Annotated in this window: 15 protein-coding genes and 1 pseudogene; 7 read left to right on the forward strand and 9 right to left on the reverse strand. The window is 66.3% G+C overall.

The window, feature by feature from the left end:
- The first annotated feature begins 91 nt into the window (after positions 1-91).
- Complete coding sequence (gene dgcA, locus GTK09_RS13005; RefSeq protein WP_163463598.1) at positions 92-1072, forward strand: N-acetyl-D-Glu racemase DgcA; 981 nt, start codon at positions 92-94, stop codon at positions 1070-1072.
- 283 nt (positions 1073-1355) lie between these two features.
- On the opposite strand, the gene GTK09_RS13010 is transcribed toward dgcA, so the two are convergent.
- A complete protein-coding gene (locus GTK09_RS13010) occupies positions 1356-3419 on the reverse strand; it encodes a DUF4139 domain-containing protein (RefSeq protein ID WP_163463599.1) in 2064 nt (687 codons plus the stop codon).
- Positions 3420-3640: 221 nt separating this feature from the next.
- Here GTK09_RS13010 and GTK09_RS13015 point away from each other — a divergent pair, with 221 nt between their 5' ends.
- Both GTK09_RS13015 and GTK09_RS13020 read left to right on the forward strand, forming a co-directional pair.
- Complete coding sequence (locus tag GTK09_RS13015) at positions 3641-3892, forward strand: hypothetical protein (RefSeq protein ID WP_163463600.1); 252 nt, start codon at positions 3641-3643, stop codon at positions 3890-3892.
- 182 nt (positions 3893-4074) lie between these two features.
- Positions 4075-4491, forward strand: a complete 417-nt coding sequence (locus GTK09_RS13020) for a DUF4864 domain-containing protein (RefSeq protein ID WP_163463601.1) — start codon at positions 4075-4077, stop codon at positions 4489-4491.
- Positions 4492-4531: 40 nt separating this feature from the next.
- Here the strand turns inward: GTK09_RS13020 and tgt are convergent, their stop codons facing one another.
- The gene (gene tgt, locus GTK09_RS13025; protein ID WP_163463602.1) at positions 4532-5665 is read right to left on the reverse strand and encodes a tRNA guanosine(34) transglycosylase Tgt; all 1134 of its coding nucleotides are present in this window, start codon (positions 5663-5665) and stop codon (positions 4532-4534) included.
- 208 nt (positions 5666-5873) lie between these two features.
- Here tgt and GTK09_RS13030 point away from each other — a divergent pair, with 208 nt between their 5' ends.
- On the forward strand, positions 5874-6191 hold the full coding sequence (locus tag GTK09_RS13030) for a DUF1236 domain-containing protein (RefSeq protein WP_163463603.1): 318 nt from the start codon (positions 5874-5876) through the stop codon (positions 6189-6191).
- 112 nt (positions 6192-6303) lie between these two features.
- On the opposite strand, the gene queA is transcribed toward GTK09_RS13030, so the two are convergent.
- From queA to coaD, 4 genes are all read right to left on the reverse strand, one after another.
- Positions 6304-7398, reverse strand: a complete 1095-nt coding sequence (queA, locus tag GTK09_RS13035) for a tRNA preQ1(34) S-adenosylmethionine ribosyltransferase-isomerase QueA (RefSeq protein ID WP_163463604.1) — start codon at positions 7396-7398, stop codon at positions 6304-6306.
- 86 nt (positions 7399-7484) lie between these two features.
- On the reverse strand, positions 7485-7955 hold the full coding sequence (locus tag GTK09_RS13040; RefSeq protein ID WP_163463605.1) for a peptidylprolyl isomerase: 471 nt from the start codon (positions 7953-7955) through the stop codon (positions 7485-7487).
- 162 nt (positions 7956-8117) lie between these two features.
- Positions 8118-8708: a peptidylprolyl isomerase gene (locus tag GTK09_RS13045; protein ID WP_163463606.1), complete on the reverse strand. Its 591-nt coding sequence runs from the start codon at positions 8706-8708 to the stop codon at positions 8118-8120.
- Between the two features lie 28 nt (positions 8709-8736).
- Positions 8737-9231: a pantetheine-phosphate adenylyltransferase gene (coaD, locus tag GTK09_RS13050; protein ID WP_163463607.1), complete on the reverse strand. Its 495-nt coding sequence runs from the start codon at positions 9229-9231 to the stop codon at positions 8737-8739.
- A 207-nt stretch (positions 9232-9438) separates the two neighbouring features.
- On the opposite strand from coaD, the gene GTK09_RS13055 reads away from it, so the two are divergent.
- Positions 9439-9579, forward strand: coding sequence for a hypothetical protein (locus GTK09_RS13055; protein ID WP_163463608.1), 141 nt, complete (start codon positions 9439-9441; stop codon positions 9577-9579).
- A gap of 566 nt (positions 9580-10145) precedes the next feature.
- On the opposite strand, the pseudogene gyrA reads toward GTK09_RS13055, so the two are convergent.
- Positions 10146-12777 (reverse strand): annotated as a pseudogene (gene gyrA, locus GTK09_RS13060) (DNA gyrase subunit A); the annotation flags it as partial.
- A gap of 364 nt (positions 12778-13141) precedes the next feature.
- Between gyrA and GTK09_RS13065 the strand changes: the two are divergent.
- Together GTK09_RS13065 and GTK09_RS13070 are read left to right on the forward strand one after the other, a co-directional pair.
- Positions 13142-13792: a MarC family protein gene (locus GTK09_RS13065; RefSeq protein ID WP_163463610.1), complete on the forward strand. Its 651-nt coding sequence runs from the start codon at positions 13142-13144 to the stop codon at positions 13790-13792.
- A 121-nt stretch (positions 13793-13913) separates the two neighbouring features.
- A complete protein-coding gene (locus GTK09_RS13070; RefSeq protein ID WP_163463611.1) occupies positions 13914-14906 on the forward strand; it encodes a cation diffusion facilitator family transporter in 993 nt (330 codons plus the stop codon).
- Between the two features lie 154 nt (positions 14907-15060).
- Here the strand turns inward: GTK09_RS13070 and GTK09_RS13075 are convergent, their stop codons facing one another.
- Both GTK09_RS13075 and ssb read right to left on the reverse strand, forming a co-directional pair.
- Positions 15061-16110, reverse strand: a complete 1050-nt coding sequence (locus GTK09_RS13075) for a 5'-methylthioadenosine/S-adenosylhomocysteine nucleosidase (RefSeq protein ID WP_203561011.1) — start codon at positions 16108-16110, stop codon at positions 15061-15063.
- 54 nt (positions 16111-16164) lie between these two features.
- On the reverse strand, positions 16165-16689 hold the full coding sequence (gene ssb / locus GTK09_RS13080) for a single-stranded DNA-binding protein (RefSeq protein ID WP_203561012.1): 525 nt from the start codon (positions 16687-16689) through the stop codon (positions 16165-16167).
- Between the last annotated feature and the right edge of the window lie 309 nt (positions 16690-16998).

Consider the following 16998-nt stretch of genomic DNA (forward strand, 5'->3'; position numbering starts at 1 on the left):
GCGACCCGTCCGGCGAAGTCGCGGTACCCCCTTCACTGGCACAGGCCTTCGTGGGAATAAACCGGAGCCATCCTGAAGGAGATCATTTACCATGCCGCGTCGTCTTTCGGTCACAGTGGAGCATTTTCCGCTGCGCGAGCCGTTTCGGATCGCGCGCGGGGTCAAGACCGAGGCGGCGGTGGTGACGTGCGAAATTGCCGACGAATACGGCAGGGGCCGAGCCGAGTGCGTGCCCTATCCCCGTTACGGCGAAAGCCTCGAGAGCGTCTGCGACCAGATCGAAGGCATGCGCGATCTGATCGAGCGCGGCGGCTCGCGAGACAGCCTCGGCGCCGCGCTCGCGGCCGGCGCGGCACGCAACGCCCTCGACTGCGCGCTGTGGGATCTCGAGGCGAAATCGACCGGCGGGCGCGTCTCGGCCATCGTCTGCGGCCAGACGCCGCGGCCGGTCGAGACCGCCTATACGATCAGCCTCGACAGCGCCGACGCGATGGCCAGCGCCGCCAGAGCCTCCGGCCGCGACCTTCTGAAGATCAAGCTCGGCACCGCCGACGATCGCGAGCGCATCCGTGCGGTGCATGCGGCAGCCAGGGGCGCGCGGCTGATCCTCGACGCCAACGAGGGCTGGACGGACGCCAATCTGCGGGACCATCTCCTCGCCGCCGCGGCCGCCGGCGCCATTCTCGTCGAGCAGCCGCTGCCCGCCGGCCAGGACGCGATCCTCGCCGATATCCCCCATCCGGTGCCGGTCTGCGCCGACGAATCCCTGCATGTCGGCGAGGACCTCGACCATCTCCTCGGCCTTTACGACTACGTCAACGTCAAGCTCGACAAGACCGGCGGGTTGACCGAAGCGGTGCGGCTGACGCGCGAAGCGAGGCGACGCGGCTTCGGCGTGATGGTCGGCTGCATGGTCGGTTCGTCGCTGGCCATGGCGCCCGCCATCCTCCTCGCTCAGACCGCCGACATCGTCGATCTCGACGGCCCGCTGCTCCTGGCACGAGACCGTCCGCATCCCCTCACCTATGCCGGCTCGATGGTCTCCCCGCCCGACCCGCGACTGTGGGGGTGATGCGCCTCCGGGCGATACCAATTTACTGGCCTTGCAGCCAACGGTAGCGCCCTGCAGCCCCCCTGCGGGCTGCAGCCATCTCCCCCACAGGGGGGGAGATCATGCAGCTGCTGCGCCAGAGCGTTTTTTTCGTATCGTCGGATGCCGACCCCGACATCCGCTGTTTCGCGCAGTCCCCGCGGCGATATCGATCTCCCCCAAAAAAGGAAGATGTCCGGCAAGACAGAGGGGGCGCGAAGGCGCCACCCCCTCCGCAGGAGAACCGACCTTCGCCCGCAGCCGCTCAGATCGCCCGGATCTTCTCCCGCAGCCGTGCCTCGACGTCTTCCCGCTGGCTCTTCAGCGTCGCGATCTCCCGGTCGATTGCCTTGAGCTGATCCTCCTGGTCGCGCATCGCGTCGAGATATCGGTCGCGCAGATCCCCGGGCCCAACCGCCTTGACGTTCTCGCGGATGCGGTCCTGGGCGGCATAGATGTCCTGCTTCTGGTTGCTGAGGGTGTCGATCCTGCGGTCGAGGTCGGTCTTTTCGCCCTGGATCTCGGCGATTGCCTTCAGGTCGGCCGAAAGCGCCGGATCGCGCGACTGGCTGGAGAAGCGCAGGAGTTCGGACTGGCTGGCATCGACCAGCGCGAAGCCCTCGTCGCGGACGAAGCGATAGGTCGCCGCGATGTCGTGGGTGCCGCCCGCCGGGATCACCGCTTCGAGGCGATAGGCGTCTTCCGTCTCGCCCACCTCGTCCTCGGCAATCAGCTCCCAGCCTGACAGCTTGGGATGATTGACGACGAGTTTGCGCTCCTCCTCGGCCGCGTTCGCCGCCGTATAGACGGTGCGGCGCTCCTGGATGGACTTGTAGCGCAGCACCCCGTCGACGACGCGCAGCTCGCTGACGAGCTCCTGCGGGTTTTCGGTGGTGTTGACGGTCAGCTTGCGATCGAGGGCGAACTGCACCTGCCGCTCCTGACCCGCCGGCACCGGCAGAAGCGTCGAATCGCCGACATAGCCGGAGGTGTCGTAGACCGTGACGATCCCCGCCGGCAGGGCCGAGCCGGTCTCGTTGTCGAGCTGAACGGCGGCGGTCGGATGGATCTCGCCGCGCCCCGGCGTGAACACGGCGATCCGCTCGGCCGGAACGTCCGCGTCGACCACCGGCACGGACAGCGTCGAGCCGGCGTCCAGCGTCACCGGTTGCGGCAGCGGATAGGTGACGGAAACGTCGCCCTCGACCGCCTCACCGACCTCGCTCGCGCCGCCGATCGCGAACTCCGCGGCCTCCGGCATCGGCGCTGCGGCCATCAGATTGTCGGCAAAAGCGGCGGCGCCATCGGCCGAGCGGTAGGACTTGGCCTGCTGCACCGACGGGCTCGGCACGGCGCCGCGATCGGCGTCCGGAACCGACTGCCTGTCAACGAAGACAGGCACTTCCGGCCGTTCCTTGAAAAACGGATCGAACAGGTTCTGGCGCAGCGTCACGGGCGAGCCCGAGGACAACGCGACCTTGACGTCGTTCCAGTTCTCGCCGGTGGCGTTCTCGATCACCGCCCAGCTCTGCAGCCGGCCCTTGCCGTCCTTGCCGAGCACCAGTCGGTGCGAGGACTTCCACACCGGCGCCGCGACGACATAGTCGAACTCGACGTTCCGCGTGCCGGTCCCGTCGACCTTGACGGAGACGAGGCGGCTGTCGTCGGACAGGCTGCGCGACAGCGAGGCGACGGCCTTCTGCAGTTCCTCGGCGGTCTCCGCGTCGAGGATCTCGACCGACGTGTCGGCGAAGACCGGCAGCGAGCGGACGGAGCCGGTCTCGTCGAGAACCGCCACGATTGCGACCGGCCGTTGCGACTTCTCGGCGCTTTCGCCCGCGGGCGGCTGGGAAATGCCGAGCACGGTCCCGGTCACCGAGCGGTCGCCCTCGATGCGCACCCTGGCGCCCTTCAGCCTGTTCAGGAGCAGCGGCAGCGAATCGAGATCGGCGGGGGTGAACAAGGCGGCGCGCGACAGCTCCTGCGCGTTGACCGAGCCCTCCAGCGACACCTGGCCGACGCCGCCGCCGGGATTGCGGACGACGAGGCTCTTCAGGACGTCGTTCACCTGGTCGAGCGGGACCTCCATGCCGATCGTCGCATCGCCGGAGACCTCGGCCGAGCGGACGATCTCGGCGACGCCGCCCGAAAAGAGCACGATCGAGCGGATGTCGCCGGTGCGCGTCGGCTCGGCCGCAGCCGCCGCATCGCCGGCTCGGCTCGCCGCCGGTGCCGGGGCGGCCGCTTGGGAGGACTGGGCGCCGGCGAGCGCAGTCGTCGCCAGGAGCGCTGCGACGGTGGCCGTGGTGATCAGGTGGATTTTTCGCATGGGATCTCCGAATGTCATGACCCAAGACGCCTGCGACCGCCGATGGCGCTACGCCACCTGACCGGCGTCGTCGAAGACGTCTGAAGCCCCGCACGCCTCTTGCCTGTGATTCATGGCGAGTTGAAGAAGGCGGCGGTCAGGGGGCCGAGATCGTTTCCCGGCAAAGGGCCGGTAACCTCCCGGTGCTTGCCTTCCGGGTGCGCTTGTTCGAAAGTGAGGCCATGGAAACCACCGACGCAACGCCCCCCGGCCCACCGAAAACCATCCTTGCTCGGGCGAAGGCCGCGGCCGAAATGTTGAACGCCGCGCTGCGCGAGGCTGCCCGCGACGATCTCGCCCTGACGGTTGCCATTTCGAGCCAGCCGCTGGAGCCCGGCCTCCCCGGTCCGGAGGTGAGCGTCGTCGAACTCATCCATCACGCCCATCAGGAAGGCACGCGGCCGGAGGATCTTTCCTCCGCCAACGACGGCTGAACCGCGGCCCGGCGACTCATACTCTCGGCCGAACCGCGGCCAACCAAAGCGCCGGCTGGCGCCAGGCGCGGCCCCCGCGCCTCCGCGCCGAACACCATCACGTGCAATTGACCCGGCGGGAGGTTTTCGCGCCGACGAGATGAGCGATTCTCCTCCCGGTCCAGACCACCGGAGAATTGCCGATGAAATCCGCCTCCACCCTCGTTCTTTGCGCCGCCCTCGTCTTCGCCGCGCCGCTTGCCGCCCGGGCCGACGATGCCGGCGACATCCAGGCGACGATCTCCGCCCAGCTCGGAGCCTTCAACGCCGGCAACGGCGCCGAGGCCTATTCCTATGCCGCGCCGAACATCCAGACGATGTTTCCGAGCCCCGGCCAGTTCATGGGCATGGTCCAGTCCGCCTACGATCCGGTCTATCGCTCCGAGAGCGCCGTCTTCGGCGCGCTGAAGCCCGAGGGCAGCGGCTTTCGCCAGGAGGTTCACCTGACCGACCGCAAGGGCAAGAGCTGGATCGCCAGCTATACGCTCCAGCGCCAGCCGGACGGTTCGATGAAGATCACCGGCTGCTCTTTGCGCAAGGGCGACGACGTCGCGGTCTGATGGATCCTATCCACGCTGAGCTGCGGCAGGCGCGACAGCGTCAGCCGAGCGGCGGCAGGTCGCCCTTTGCCCAGGCTTCGCTGGTCTCGGCCATGAAATCGGAATAGCGCCCTGCCTCGATCGCGGCGCGGATGCCGGCCATCAGCTGCTGGTAATAGGCGAGATTGTTCCAGGTGAGCAGCATGCCGCCGAGGGATTCGTCCGACCGCACCAGGTGGTGCAGATAGGCCCGCGAATAGTCGCGGGCCGCCGGGCAGCCCGATTCCTCGTCGAGCGGACGATGATCCTCGGCATGGCGGGCGTTCTTCAGGTTGATCTTGCCGCGCCGCGTATAGGCGAGGCCGTGCCGCCCCGCCCGCGTCGGCATCACGCAGTCGAACATGTCGATCCCCCGCGCCACCGACTGGATGATATCGTCGGGCGTGCCGACGCCCATCAGATAGCGCGGCTTGTCCTGCGGCAGGACGGGAAGCGTCTCATCGAGGGTCGTCAGCATGACGTCCTGCGGCTCGCCGACCGCCAGCCCGCCGACGGCGTAGCCCTTGAGATCCATCGCCGACAGGCCCGCCGCCGAACGCTGGCGCAGGTCGATCTCGGTGCCGCCCTGGACGATGCCGAACATCGCCTTGCCCGGCTGCTCCCCGAAGGCGATCTTGCAACGCTCCGCCCAGCGCAGCGAAAGCTCCATCGCCCGCTCGATCTCGGCCCGCTCCGCCGGCAGGCGGATGCACTCGTCGAGCTGCATCTGGATGTCCGAATCGAGCAGACCCTGGATCTCGATCGAGCGCTCCGGCGTCAGCGCATGGACCGACCCGTCGACGTGAGAGCGGAACGTCACGCCCTTCTCGTCGAGCTTCCTCAGAGCGGCGAGCGACATCACCTGGAAGCCCCCGGAATCGGTCAGGATCGGATGCGGCCAGCGGGCAAATTCGTGCAGGCCGCCGAGCCGCGCCACCCGCTCGGCGCCCGGCCGGAGCATCAGGTGGTAGACATTGCCGAGGATGATGTCGGCGCCGAGCTCGCGCACCTGATCGAGATACATCGCCTTGACCGTGCCGGCGGTCCCGACCGGCATGAAGGCCGGCGTACGCACCGTCCCACGAGGCATGGTGATCTCACCGCGGCGGGCTTTGCCGTCGGTGGTGGAAAGGCGAAAGGAAAAGCGTTCTGTCATGGCCGGCATCCGGTAGCGCGCTCGGCAGCTGCTGGCAACGCGCCTCGTCTCCCGATGGTCGGGCTGCCGATGCCCTGTTTCGGTATGGCCCCGAGGCTGTGCCTCGAGAATTGTTGCGAAGCAAAACGATACGCGATCAGGCCGTGGGAACGGGAATGGCATTGACGGAGTTTTCGGGCCGGGACGAAATCCGAAAGGAACCAATAGGATGAAACGCCTTCTCCTCGTTGCCGCACTGGCGCTTGGCGCACCCGTCGCCGCTCTTGCCCAGACGACGACCACCACTACCACGACCGTCGAGACGACCGACCCCGACTACGGTACGATCCAGACCTATGTCACCAAGGAGCGGCGCGAATCGGTGCCTGCGCCGGATGGCTACACGGTCACGGTCGGCACCCCGCTGCCGGAGCCGGTCCCGCTCTACCGCCTGCCGGACGACGTTGGACCTTATGAATATGCTGTCGTTGACGGGCACACCGTCCTGGTCGACGAGAACCGAAACATCGTGAAGATCATCGACTGAGACGGTCCGGATGCTGGTCCGAGACGTGAGGACGGGGCCGCAAGGCCCCGTTTTTCGTGTGGGCGGCACCATCGTCGCGGCATGCTCTGCCTTGCGCTCTCAGATCCCGCAGTCAGCCGTCCGCCCGCTCGAGCAGGCAGGCGTCTCCATAGGAGTAAAATCTGTATCCGCTTTTGATCGCATGGGCATAGGCCGCCTGCATCGTGGGAAGTCCGGAAAAGGCCGAGACCAGCATGAACAGCGTCGAGCGCGGCAGGTGGAAATTGGTCATTAGCCGGTCGACGGCGCGGAACCGGTAGCCCGGCGTGATGAAGATGTCTGTCGGCCCGGAAAAAGGCCGGATCACTCCGTCCTCGCCTGCCGCGCTTTCGAGCAGCCGCAGCGACGTCGTGCCGACCGCGACGATCCGTCCGCCTTCGCGCCGCGCCGTGTTCAGCCGCTCGGCCGTCGCTTCGTCCACATGGCCGATCTCGGCATGCATCTTGTGGGCGCCGGTGTCCTCGGCCTTCACCGGCAGAAAGGTCCCCGCCCCGACATGTAGCGTCAGGAAGGCGGTGCCGACGCCGCGCGCCGCCATCCGGTCCATCAGCTCCGGCGTGAAATGCAGCCCCGCCGTCGGCGCGGCGACGGCGCCGCTCTCGCGCGCGAACATCGTCTGGTAGTCGCGCCGGTCGGCCTCGTCCTCGGGCCGCTTCGAGGCGATGTAGGGCGGCAGCGGAATATGGCCGACCGCGGCGATCGCCTCGTCGAGCACCGGTCCCGAGAACTCAAAGCGGAGGGTCGCCTCGCCGCCCTCGCCGCGCTCTTCAACGACGCCGACGAGGCTCGACAAGGCGCAGGCTGTCTCCCGCTCGGCGCCGAAGACGATCCGGTCACCGATCTTCACCCGCTTGGCGGGACGGACGAACGCTTTCCACCGCTCGGGCGAAAGCCGCATGTGCAGCGTCGCCTCGATCCGCGCCACGCCCTCGCCGTCGACCGAGCCTTCTCGGCGACGCAGGCCGGTCAGCCGTGCGGGAATGACTTTCGTATCGTTGAAGACGAGGATATCGCCTGGGCCGAGCAGTTCGGGCAGGTCGCGGACATGACGGTCGGCCAGCATGCCGGCAGCACCGACGTGCAAAAGCCGCGCCGCTTCGCGCGGCACGGCGGGCCGGAGCGCAATCCGCTCCTCCGGCAGTTCGAAATCGAAAAGATCGACGCGCATGTCTTCGCGCTCTCAGCGACGCATCATCTTCGACGGCGACGGCACCAGTCGGCGCCATCCGGCCATGATGACGCGAGCGGACTGCCCTAAAGGTCGGCTGCCACGCGCATGGTGGTGATGGCATCGGGATCGCGCACCGGCTCGCCGCGCTTGATCGTGTCGACGACGTCCATACCCTCGATCACCTCGCCCCAGACCGAATACTGCTTGTTCAGCCAGGGTGCGTCGGTAAAGCAGATGAAGAACTGCGAATTGGCCGAATTCGGATTGGCGGTACGCGCCGCCGAGACGGTGCCGCGCTTGTGCGACTCGTCGGAGAACTCGGCCTTGAGGTCCGGCTTGTCCGAACCGCCGCTGCCGGTGCCCGTCGGATCGCCGGTCTGCGCCATGAAGCCGTCGATCACACGGTGGAAGACGACGCCGTCGTAGAAGCCTTCGCGCGCGAGTTCCTTGACCCGCGCCACGTGGTTCGGCGCGAGATCCGGCCGAAGCTTGATCACCACCTTGCCCTTGGTGGTTTCCAAAACGAGCGTGTCTTCGGGGTTTTCGTAAGCCAATGTGTCGTCCTTTTTGCCGTTGCGGTTGCGGGGGCGTCGATGCGCCCCGGCTGCTCATGGCGGCTGTTTGGGGGTTTTTGCCCCAACGTGCAAGGGGAAGAGCCCTAACGTCTGCGACGCCTCGCCCTCACGCAAAGCCCGATCCGCCCTTCGACGGCCAGCCTATTTTTCGTCAGCCGCGACGCGGACGCTCAGCATCTTGTCGGGTTTGTCGACGGCGCCGTTCGCCTGAGCGTCGCCCTTCTTGATCTTGTCCACGACATCCATGCCTTCGACGACGTCGCCGACGACGGTATACTGACCATCGAGGAAGTCGCCGTCGGCGAGCATGATGAAGAACTGCGAATTGGCGGAATTCGGGTCCTGCGACCGGGCCATGCCGACCGTGCCGCGATCGAAGGTCTCCTGCGAGAACTCGGCCTTGAGGTCCGGCTTGTCGGATCCGCCCATGCCGGCCCGGCTCGGATCGAAGCCCGCGGCGCCTTCCTTGCCGAATGCGACGTCGCCGGTCTGCGCCATGAAGCCGTCGATCACCCGGTGGAAGACGACGTCGTCATAGGCCTTCTCGCGGGCGAGTTCCTTGATCCGCTCGACGTGCTCCGGCGCCAGATCCGGCCGCAGCTGGATGTCGATTTCGCCGTCCTTGGTCGTGATCACCAGCGTGTTTTCCGGATCGGCCGAGCCTTGCGAAAAGGCCGGCATGGCGGCAATCGAGATCGCGGCCGCAAGGCCGAGCGTTGCGAAGAGTTTCATTCTGTCACCCCAATCGATGTCCGGTCCGCTAGCGCGGACTGCGTTTCCCCCTGATCGCCGTCGCGACATGGGCCGGAACGAAACGCGAAACATCCCCGCCCATGGCCGCGATCTGGCGAACCAATGTGGCGGTAATAGGCCTCGTCTGCGGAGTCGCGGGGAAAAACAGCGTCACGATCTCCGGGCGCATCGCGCCGTTCATCCCGGCCATCTGCATCTCGTAGTCGAGGTCGGTGCCGTCGCGTACGCCCCGCACCAGCGCCACCGCGCCCGCCTCGCGCGCCGCCTCGACGACGAGGCCGTCGAAGGAGACGACCGTGACGGCGGCTGCAGTGTCTATGCCGACGACCGCCTGCCGAATCAGATCCGCTCGCTCGTCGAAGGAAAACAGCGGCGTCTTGCCGGGGTGGACGCCGATCGCCACGACGACCTCGTCGAACAGCCGCATAGCCTGCTCCAACACGGCCAGGTGACCGTTGGTCATCGGATCGAAGGATCCCGGATAAAACGCCCGTCTAGTCATGTCTCACTCCTCATCACGCCGAGTTGCGCATCAAAGACGGAATTTTATTGGCATCCGACGAGCCGCATATACACTTTCATGAGGTCCGCGGCCGGATGATGAATGTGTCTGCGTGTCGGCAAGCAACCCCGTCATGGCACGCAGTCGCTAAAACTTGGAACGAATTGCATCCTTCGGCAGTTTGAGGGTCAAAATGGAGATGCGCAAATGCTGATGATCGCCTTGTCGATGACCATGATCGTGACCCTCGTGACGGCGACTGCCATCGCGCTCAACGAAGAACGCCAGGATGCCCGGGTAAAAGTTCTGGCCAAGAGCCGCTCCGGTTTCGGCGTCGGCCGCCGCTGAGGCGTCGAACCGTCCGATAATTAGCCGAGCCCATTGGCTTGGGAAAGAAAACCGCATCATCGCCACGACGCCGTCCGTGGCGATCAAACGAATTACCAGCGGTACCGAGGCCGCTGTTACGTTCGTCGATACCATGCACCATCTTTGCCCGCGACTTTCGGGAGATCTCTCGCTTTTATGTGTCGAAGATCTGTCGCGTTTCGGTGTGGGTGCTCCCTCCTATCCATCCGCCCACACTCTTTGCCCGTCATCTTGACGAGCATCGGTTTGTAACGGCCGGCGCGAGTGGTGGAGCCTGCCGGCGGTAGGCGCGCAACAACCACAGTCTGATAACCAAAAGGCCATTCCGCATTGCCGCGGAATGGCCTTTCGTCGTTTCGAGCCTGTCGTCTTCGGATCGGCCGTGCTTGATCAGCCCTGCGGATCCTCGGGCCCGTCTTCTTCAGAAGCATCGGGATCGACGTCCGGCGCCGCGCTGCCGCCATCCTCCGGGCCGCCATCCTCAGGAACGGCACTAAGATCGGTCACGTCCTCCTCAGCCTCACCGGCCTCGTCCGCTCCCTGGTCGGGAATGCGCTCGACCGAGACGACGCGTTCGCCATCCGCAGTTCGGAAGATCGTGACGCCGCCGGTTGCCCGGCCCTTCATGCCGATGCCTTCGATCGGCACCCGGATCACCTGGCCGCGATCGGTGACCAGCAGCAGCTGGTCCTCGCGCTCCACCGGGAAGCCGGCGACCAGCTGGCCGAGTTTGTCGAGCCGGTTGGTGTCGGTGGCGCGGATGCCCTTGCCGCCGCGTCCGGAAGTGCGGAATTCGTAGGACGAAGAGCGCTTGCCGTAGCCGAACTCGCTGATCGTCAGGATGAATTCCTCCCGCGCGCCGAGTTCGCCGTAGCGTTCCGGGCTGAGGGCGACGTCCTCGACGCCCTCCTCCTCGACCGCCGGTGTCTCACCGTTCTGATCGGCGCCGGCGTCGTAATCGACGGCCCGGCGCATCTTCAGATAGGAGGCGCGCTCGGCGGGCGTCGCGTCGACATGCCTGAGGATCGCCATCGAAACGACCGTCTCGCCCTCGCCCAGCGAGATGCCCCTGACGCCGACGGAATTGCGGCCGGCAAAGACGCGCACATCCGTCGTCGGGAAGCGGATGCACTGGCCCGACGTGGCGGTGAGAAGCACGTCGTCGTCTTCGCTGCAAGTCGCGACGGCGAGGATCTCGTCGCCCTCCTCGTCGAGCTTCATGGCGATCTTGCCGTTGCGGTTCACCTGGACGAAATCCGACAGCTTGTTGCGCCGGACCGTGCCGCGGGTGGTCGCGAACATGACGTTCAGCCGCTCGGCAGCGTCCATGTCGCTCGGCAGCGGCAGGATCGAGGTGATCCGCTCGCCTTTCTCCAGCGGCAGGAGATTGATCAGCGCCTTGCCGCGCGATTGCGGCGTCGCCAGCGGCAGCCGCCAGACCTTCTCCTTGTAGACGATGCCGCGCGAAGAGAAGAACAGGACGGCGGTGTGGGTGTTGGCGACGAACAGCCGCGTCACCGAATCCTCGTCGTTCTTGAGCGACATGCCCGAGCGGCCCTTGCCGCCGCGACGCTGCGCCCGATAGGTGCCGAGCGGCACGCGCTTGATGTAGCCGCCATGGCTGACGGTGACGACCATGTCCTCGCGCGGGATGAGGTCTTCGTCCTCCATGTCCGCCGCGCCCTCGGTGAGCTGGGTGCGGCGGGGCGTCGCGAACTCGTCGCGGATGGCGATCAGTTCGGCCTTGATGATCTCGCGCACCTTGGTCCGCGAGGAGAGGATCTCGAGATATTCGCGGATCTCGGCGCCGATCTTGTTCAATTCGTCGCCGATCTCGTCGCGGCCGAGCGCCGTCAGGCGCTGCAGGCGCAGATCGAGGATCGCGCGGGCCTGCGCCTCGGAGAGACGATAGGTGCCCTCCTCGGTGATGCGGTGGCGCGGATCGTCGATCAGCCGGATCAGCGGGGCGACGTCCTTGGCGTCCCACTCGCGCGTCATCAGCTGCTCGCGCGCCGTCGCCGGGTCCGGCGCCTGGCGGATCAGCTTGATGACCTCGTCGATGTTGGCGACCGCGATGGCGAGGCCCACCAGCACGTGGGCGCGCTCGCGCGCCTTGCGCAGCAGGTATTTCGTCCGCCGGTTCACCACCTCCTCGCGGAAGGCGACGAAGGCCGACAACATGTCGGACAGCGTCAACTGCTCCGGCTTGCCGCCGTTCAGCGCCACCATGTTGGCGCCGAAGGAGGTCTGCAGCGGGGTGAAGCGATAGAGCTGGTTGAGAACGACGTCGGACGAAGCGTCGCGCTTCAGCTCGACGACCACCCGGTAGCCCTCGCGGTCGGATTCGTCGCGGATGTCGGAGATGCCCTCGATGCGCTTGTCGCGCACCAGCTCGGCCATCTTCTCGATCATCGAGGCCTTGTTCACCTGATAGGGAACCTCGGTGACGATGATCGCCTCGCGCTCGCCGCGCACCGTCTCCACATGCACTTTGCCGCGCATCAGGATCGAGCCGCGGCCGGTCGAATAGGCCGAATAGATGCCCGCCCTACCGAGCACCAGCGCGCCTGTCGGGAAGTCCGGGCCCGGGATGTGCTCCATCAACTCGTCCAGCGTGATCGCCGGATTGTCGATCATCGCGACGGTGCCGTCGATGACCTCGCCGAGATTGTGGGGCGGGATGTTGGTCGCCATGCCGACGGCAATGCCGCCGGAGCCGTTGGCGAGGAGGTTGGGGAAGCGCGCCGGCAGGACGACCGGCTCCATCTCGCGGCCGTCGTAATTCTCCTGGAAATTGACGGTTTCCTTGTCGATGTCCTCGAGCATCGGGTCGGCGATCTTCTGCAGCCGGCACTCGGTGTAGCGCATCGCCGCCGGCGGATCGCCGTCGATCGAGCCGAAATTGCCCTGTCCGTCGATCAGCGGTGCGCGCAGCGACCAGTCCTGCGCCATGCGCACGAGGGAATCGTAGATGGCCGAGTCACCATGGGGATGGAACTTACCCATCACCTCGCCGACGACGCCGGCGGACTTGCGGTAGGACTTGGTGGAGTTCAGCCCCATCTCGTGCATCGCGTAGAGAATGCGCCGATGCACCGGCTTCAGACCGTCGCGGACGTCCGGCAGCGCACGCGAGACGATCACGCTCATGGCGTAATCGAGATAGCTGCGCTGCATCTCGTCGATGATGGAGATCGTGTCGATTCCGCTGCCAGACCCGGAAGGCGGGGGCGGCGGCGGTGTCTTGTCGTTTTCGTCTGCCAAGAGAGGTCCTGATCAGCGGGAATTTGCTCGCTTCGCTATAGCGCGGCAGGGCCGCGAGCGCAAATGACGCGGGTGCCGCGAAGGGACGAAACGTCCATCGAAATCAATCGCTTGTGAGCAGCGCCAAAGAAACCCGCAAAAGCTGTGTGTTCGCCGGGTGCCGGCGGGCCGTGACGGGCGAATCGCCGCTTCGCGCGGCGCGGGATACCTGCGCCTAGCCCGTTCGCCAGGAAGCTGTTACGCCGGGCTCACCACTTCCGGAACGGGGCTCGAGCGAATGTTCGACATCCTCCTCAATGGCTTCGTCACGCTCTTCGTGATCCTCGATCCGTTCGGGCTGGTCCCGCTCTTCCTCGCCTTGACTCCGGGAGCGAGTTCCACCGAGCGCAGCGCCATCGCGCTGCGAGCCTCGATTATTTCCTTCGCCATCCTCGCCCTCTTCGGGCTCACCGGCCTGGCGCTGCTCGAGGTGCTGGGCATCACTCTCGGCGCCTTCCGCATCGCCGGCGGCCTGTTCCTCTTCTGGATCGGCTTCGAACTGGTCTTCGAGCGGCGCTCGGAGCGCAAGCAGAAAAGCGCCAGCCAGGCGGTCGAGGATACCGATGGCCACGACGTCGCAGCATTCCCCCTGGCGATCCCGCTGATGGCCGGTCCCGGCGCGATTTCGGCGGTGATCCTGCTGTCCGGCAATCTTCCGGGCGTCGTCGGCACGGCCGCGTTGCTCGGCGTGATATTCGTCGCCGTCGCCGCGACCTTCGCCTTTCTCGCCGTCGCCCACCAGCTGGACCGCTTTCTTGGCGTCACCAGCCGGGCGGTGATCTCCCGCCTCCTCGGCGTCCTTCTCGCCGCGCTCGCGGTGCAGTTCGTTGCCGACGGTGCGGCGGTACTCGTCCGGTCGGGCGGCTTTGCCGCCGGGGCGACGGGCTGACCACGGCTGGCTGACGGCTCGAGAGGTCATCCGGTCACGGAACGCTCGGCGAAGAACGTAATCAACGCAACGTTTCGCCGCCTGCCGTGTTGTGTCCTCGATCACGACTTGGAGAGCACGAATGGCGAAGGCAGGACGTGGGGGCCATGACGCAAGCGGCTCCGAGGGCAGCAAGGGCGCCATCATCGCCGCGGCCGGCGCCAATCTCGCCATCGCCGTCACGAAATTCGCCGCCGCCGCCTTCACCGGCTCCTCGTCGATGTTCGCCGAGGGCGTCCATTCGGTGATCGACACCGCCAATCAGGGATTTCTCCTGATCGGCCTCGCCCATTCCAAGAAACCGGCCGACGAGAAACACCCGTTCGGCTACGGCGCCGAAGTGTATTTCTGGTCCTTCCTCGTCGCCATCTTCCTCTTTGCCCTCGGCGCCGGCTTCTCGACCTATGAGGGGGTGATCGGCATCGTCTCCGGGGAAGCGGAGCTGACCTCGCCGCTCATCGCGCTGGGCGTCCTGTTCCTCGCCTTCTGCTTCGAGGGCTATTCCTGGTCGATCGCCTTTCGCGAGTTCCAGCACCGGCGACGCGGCAAGGGCCTGCTGCGCGACTTTCACGACATGAAGGACCCGTCGATTTTCGTCGTCCTGTTCGAGGACACGGCGGCATGCATCGGCATCGTCATCGCCGCGATCGGCATCGGCCTGTCATGGGCGACCGGAAACCACGTCTTCGACGCGATCGGCTCGATCCTCATCGGTCTCCTGCTCGGCGTCACGGCGATCCTGCTGGCCATCGAGGTGAAGAGCCTTCTGATCGGCGAAACGGCCGACCCCGAGATCGAGGCACTGATCCGCGAGAAGCTCGGCGCCCGCCCGGAAATTCTTGCGATCAACGAGTTCAAGACCCTCCATCTCGGCCCGCAGGACGTCCTCCTCACCATGAGCATCGACTTCCAGGATGGCGTCGTCTCGCAACGCATCGAGGCCCTCGTCAGCGAGATCGAGCGGCGGATTCGCGAGCGGTTTCCCATCGTCCGCAAGGTCTATGTCGAGGTGCAGTCACAATCGGGCCATCGCGATCTGGCCCGGGAGGACCAGGAGACGCATTCCGCCGGTTGAATCTCACACGCATCGCTGCCGCGTCCTCGGTGTCGCGTCATCCACCCGTGGCCGGCCGTGGACCACCCTTGGCCGAGCGACGTCTCAGGCGTGTCATCCCGACATTGCATGGGCGCCCATCATCCGCCGCCTCGCCCGTCGCTGGAGACTTGCGTCACTTCCCGCCCGTCGGCATCGCCGCGACGAAGGCCTTCACCACCCGCGCGGAGTTTTCCGAGGCCAGAGCGAAGAACGTCGCCATCTCGTTCTCGCCCTCACCGCCGCCGGCAAGATCGGAGAGGCTGCGAAAGGCGATGAAGGGGACGGCGTTGGCATAGGCGACATGGGCGACGGCGGCGCTCTCCATGTCGAGCACCGAAGCGTCGAAGGCCTCGGCCACATATTGCCGGAACTCGGCATTGTCCACGAAGACCGGGCCGGAGACGCCCGAACCGCCGACAACGACATGCGGCGCCCGCGTCAGACAGGCCTCTCCGGCACAGCGCTCGAGTGCGACCTTTCCGGCAACCTGGCGTGCCACATTGAGAAGCGTCCCGTCGGCCTCGAACCAGAAAATCTCCTCCGCGGTCTCCGCCCGCCTGGAGCGAACCTCAACCGGCTGCGGAAAGATCATGCCGTGATTGGGCATCGCCCTCTTGGCGTAGGAGGGCAGCTTCCAGTCCTCGCCATCCTTCCTGGCGAAAACCGCTTCCAGATATTGCGCCCAGCGGTCCGCCACCACGACGTCGCCGATGTCGAGCGCCGGATCGACGCCGCCGGCGATCCCCGAAAAGACGATCGCCTCGATGCCGAACCGATCGAGCGCCAGCTGCGTCGTCATCGCTGCGTTGACCATGCTGACGCCGCTGAGGAACAGCACGACGTCCTTGCCGGCGAGCTTGCCCGTCACGAAGTCGACGCCGTTGATCCTCACCGTCTCGGCGTCGGAGAGGTCGGCCTTGAGGCTTTGCCATTCCGGCTCGAAGGCCGAAACCACCCCGATCCGCGACAGGTTCTTGGCGGGCCACTCCACCTGCGAGACCGCAGCCGCTTCCGCCCCCGGCGTCGCTGTGTCCTCGCCTGCTGCACCAGCAGCGGCAGCAGCGCTCGCAGCACCACCGACTGGCGAGACGGCGAGGCTTGCCGCCAGGGCGATCATCGGCGCCATTCGCCGGACGACCGCGACGGCTGCCGCAGACCTCGCTACGACCGGTTTCGTCGGCATCCGCCTCGCCTCCGCCGCTTCAGCCTCTCTGCACCAAGCTCCCGATCACGGGGCTCAGAACGGGATCTCGTCGTCGAGGTCGTTGGACCGGCCGCCACCACCATAGTCGCGATCGTTGCCGCCGCCGCCACGATCGGGGCCGCCGCGATCGTAACCGCCGCCGCCACCACCGCCGCCGCGATCATAGCCGCCACCGCCCCGGCTGCCGCCGCCTTCGCCGCCGTCGCCCCGGCCGCCCAACATCTGCATCTCGCCGCGGAAGCGCTGCAGGACCACTTCGGTCATGTATTTCTTCTGCCCGGACTGATCGTCCCAGGAGCGGGTCTGGAGCTGGCCCTCGATATAGACCGTCGAGCCCTTCTTCAGATACTGCTCCGCGACCTTCACGAGGTTCTCGTTGAAGATCACGACGTTGTGCCATTCGGTGCGTTCGCGGCGTTCGCCAGACGCCTTGTCACGCCAGGTCTCGGACGTGGCGATGCGCAGATTGGCGACGGCATCGCCGGAATTCAGCCGCCGGATCTCCGGGTCGGCACCGAGATTACCCACCAGAATGACCTTGTTGACGCTTCCCGCCATGATCGAACTCCAACTTCGAAAAAACTTGGCAAGACCCTAGACGAGCGCCCGCTCCGGCGAAAGCCGGCGGGCCGTCCCATCCCCATCTTCCGCGCGCAAGCCCAATTTTGTGCACGACACGCAATCATCAGAGCGGAGCCCGACAACTTGGACGCACCACATTCCTGCACCAGACAGGCCCCGCGCCGTCCCGTACGGCCCTCACCTCCGCCGATGCTCGGCCTGCCGGAGCCACTTGCACCGGCAGCAGGGACGCTATAGAACAAAGAAGGAACACGCAAGAGGCGAGTCGCGAAAAACCGTTTCTCC

Source organism: Jiella pacifica, from assembly GCF_010500815.1.
Classification (GTDB): Bacteria; Pseudomonadota; Alphaproteobacteria; order Rhizobiales; family Rhizobiaceae; genus Jiella; species Jiella pacifica.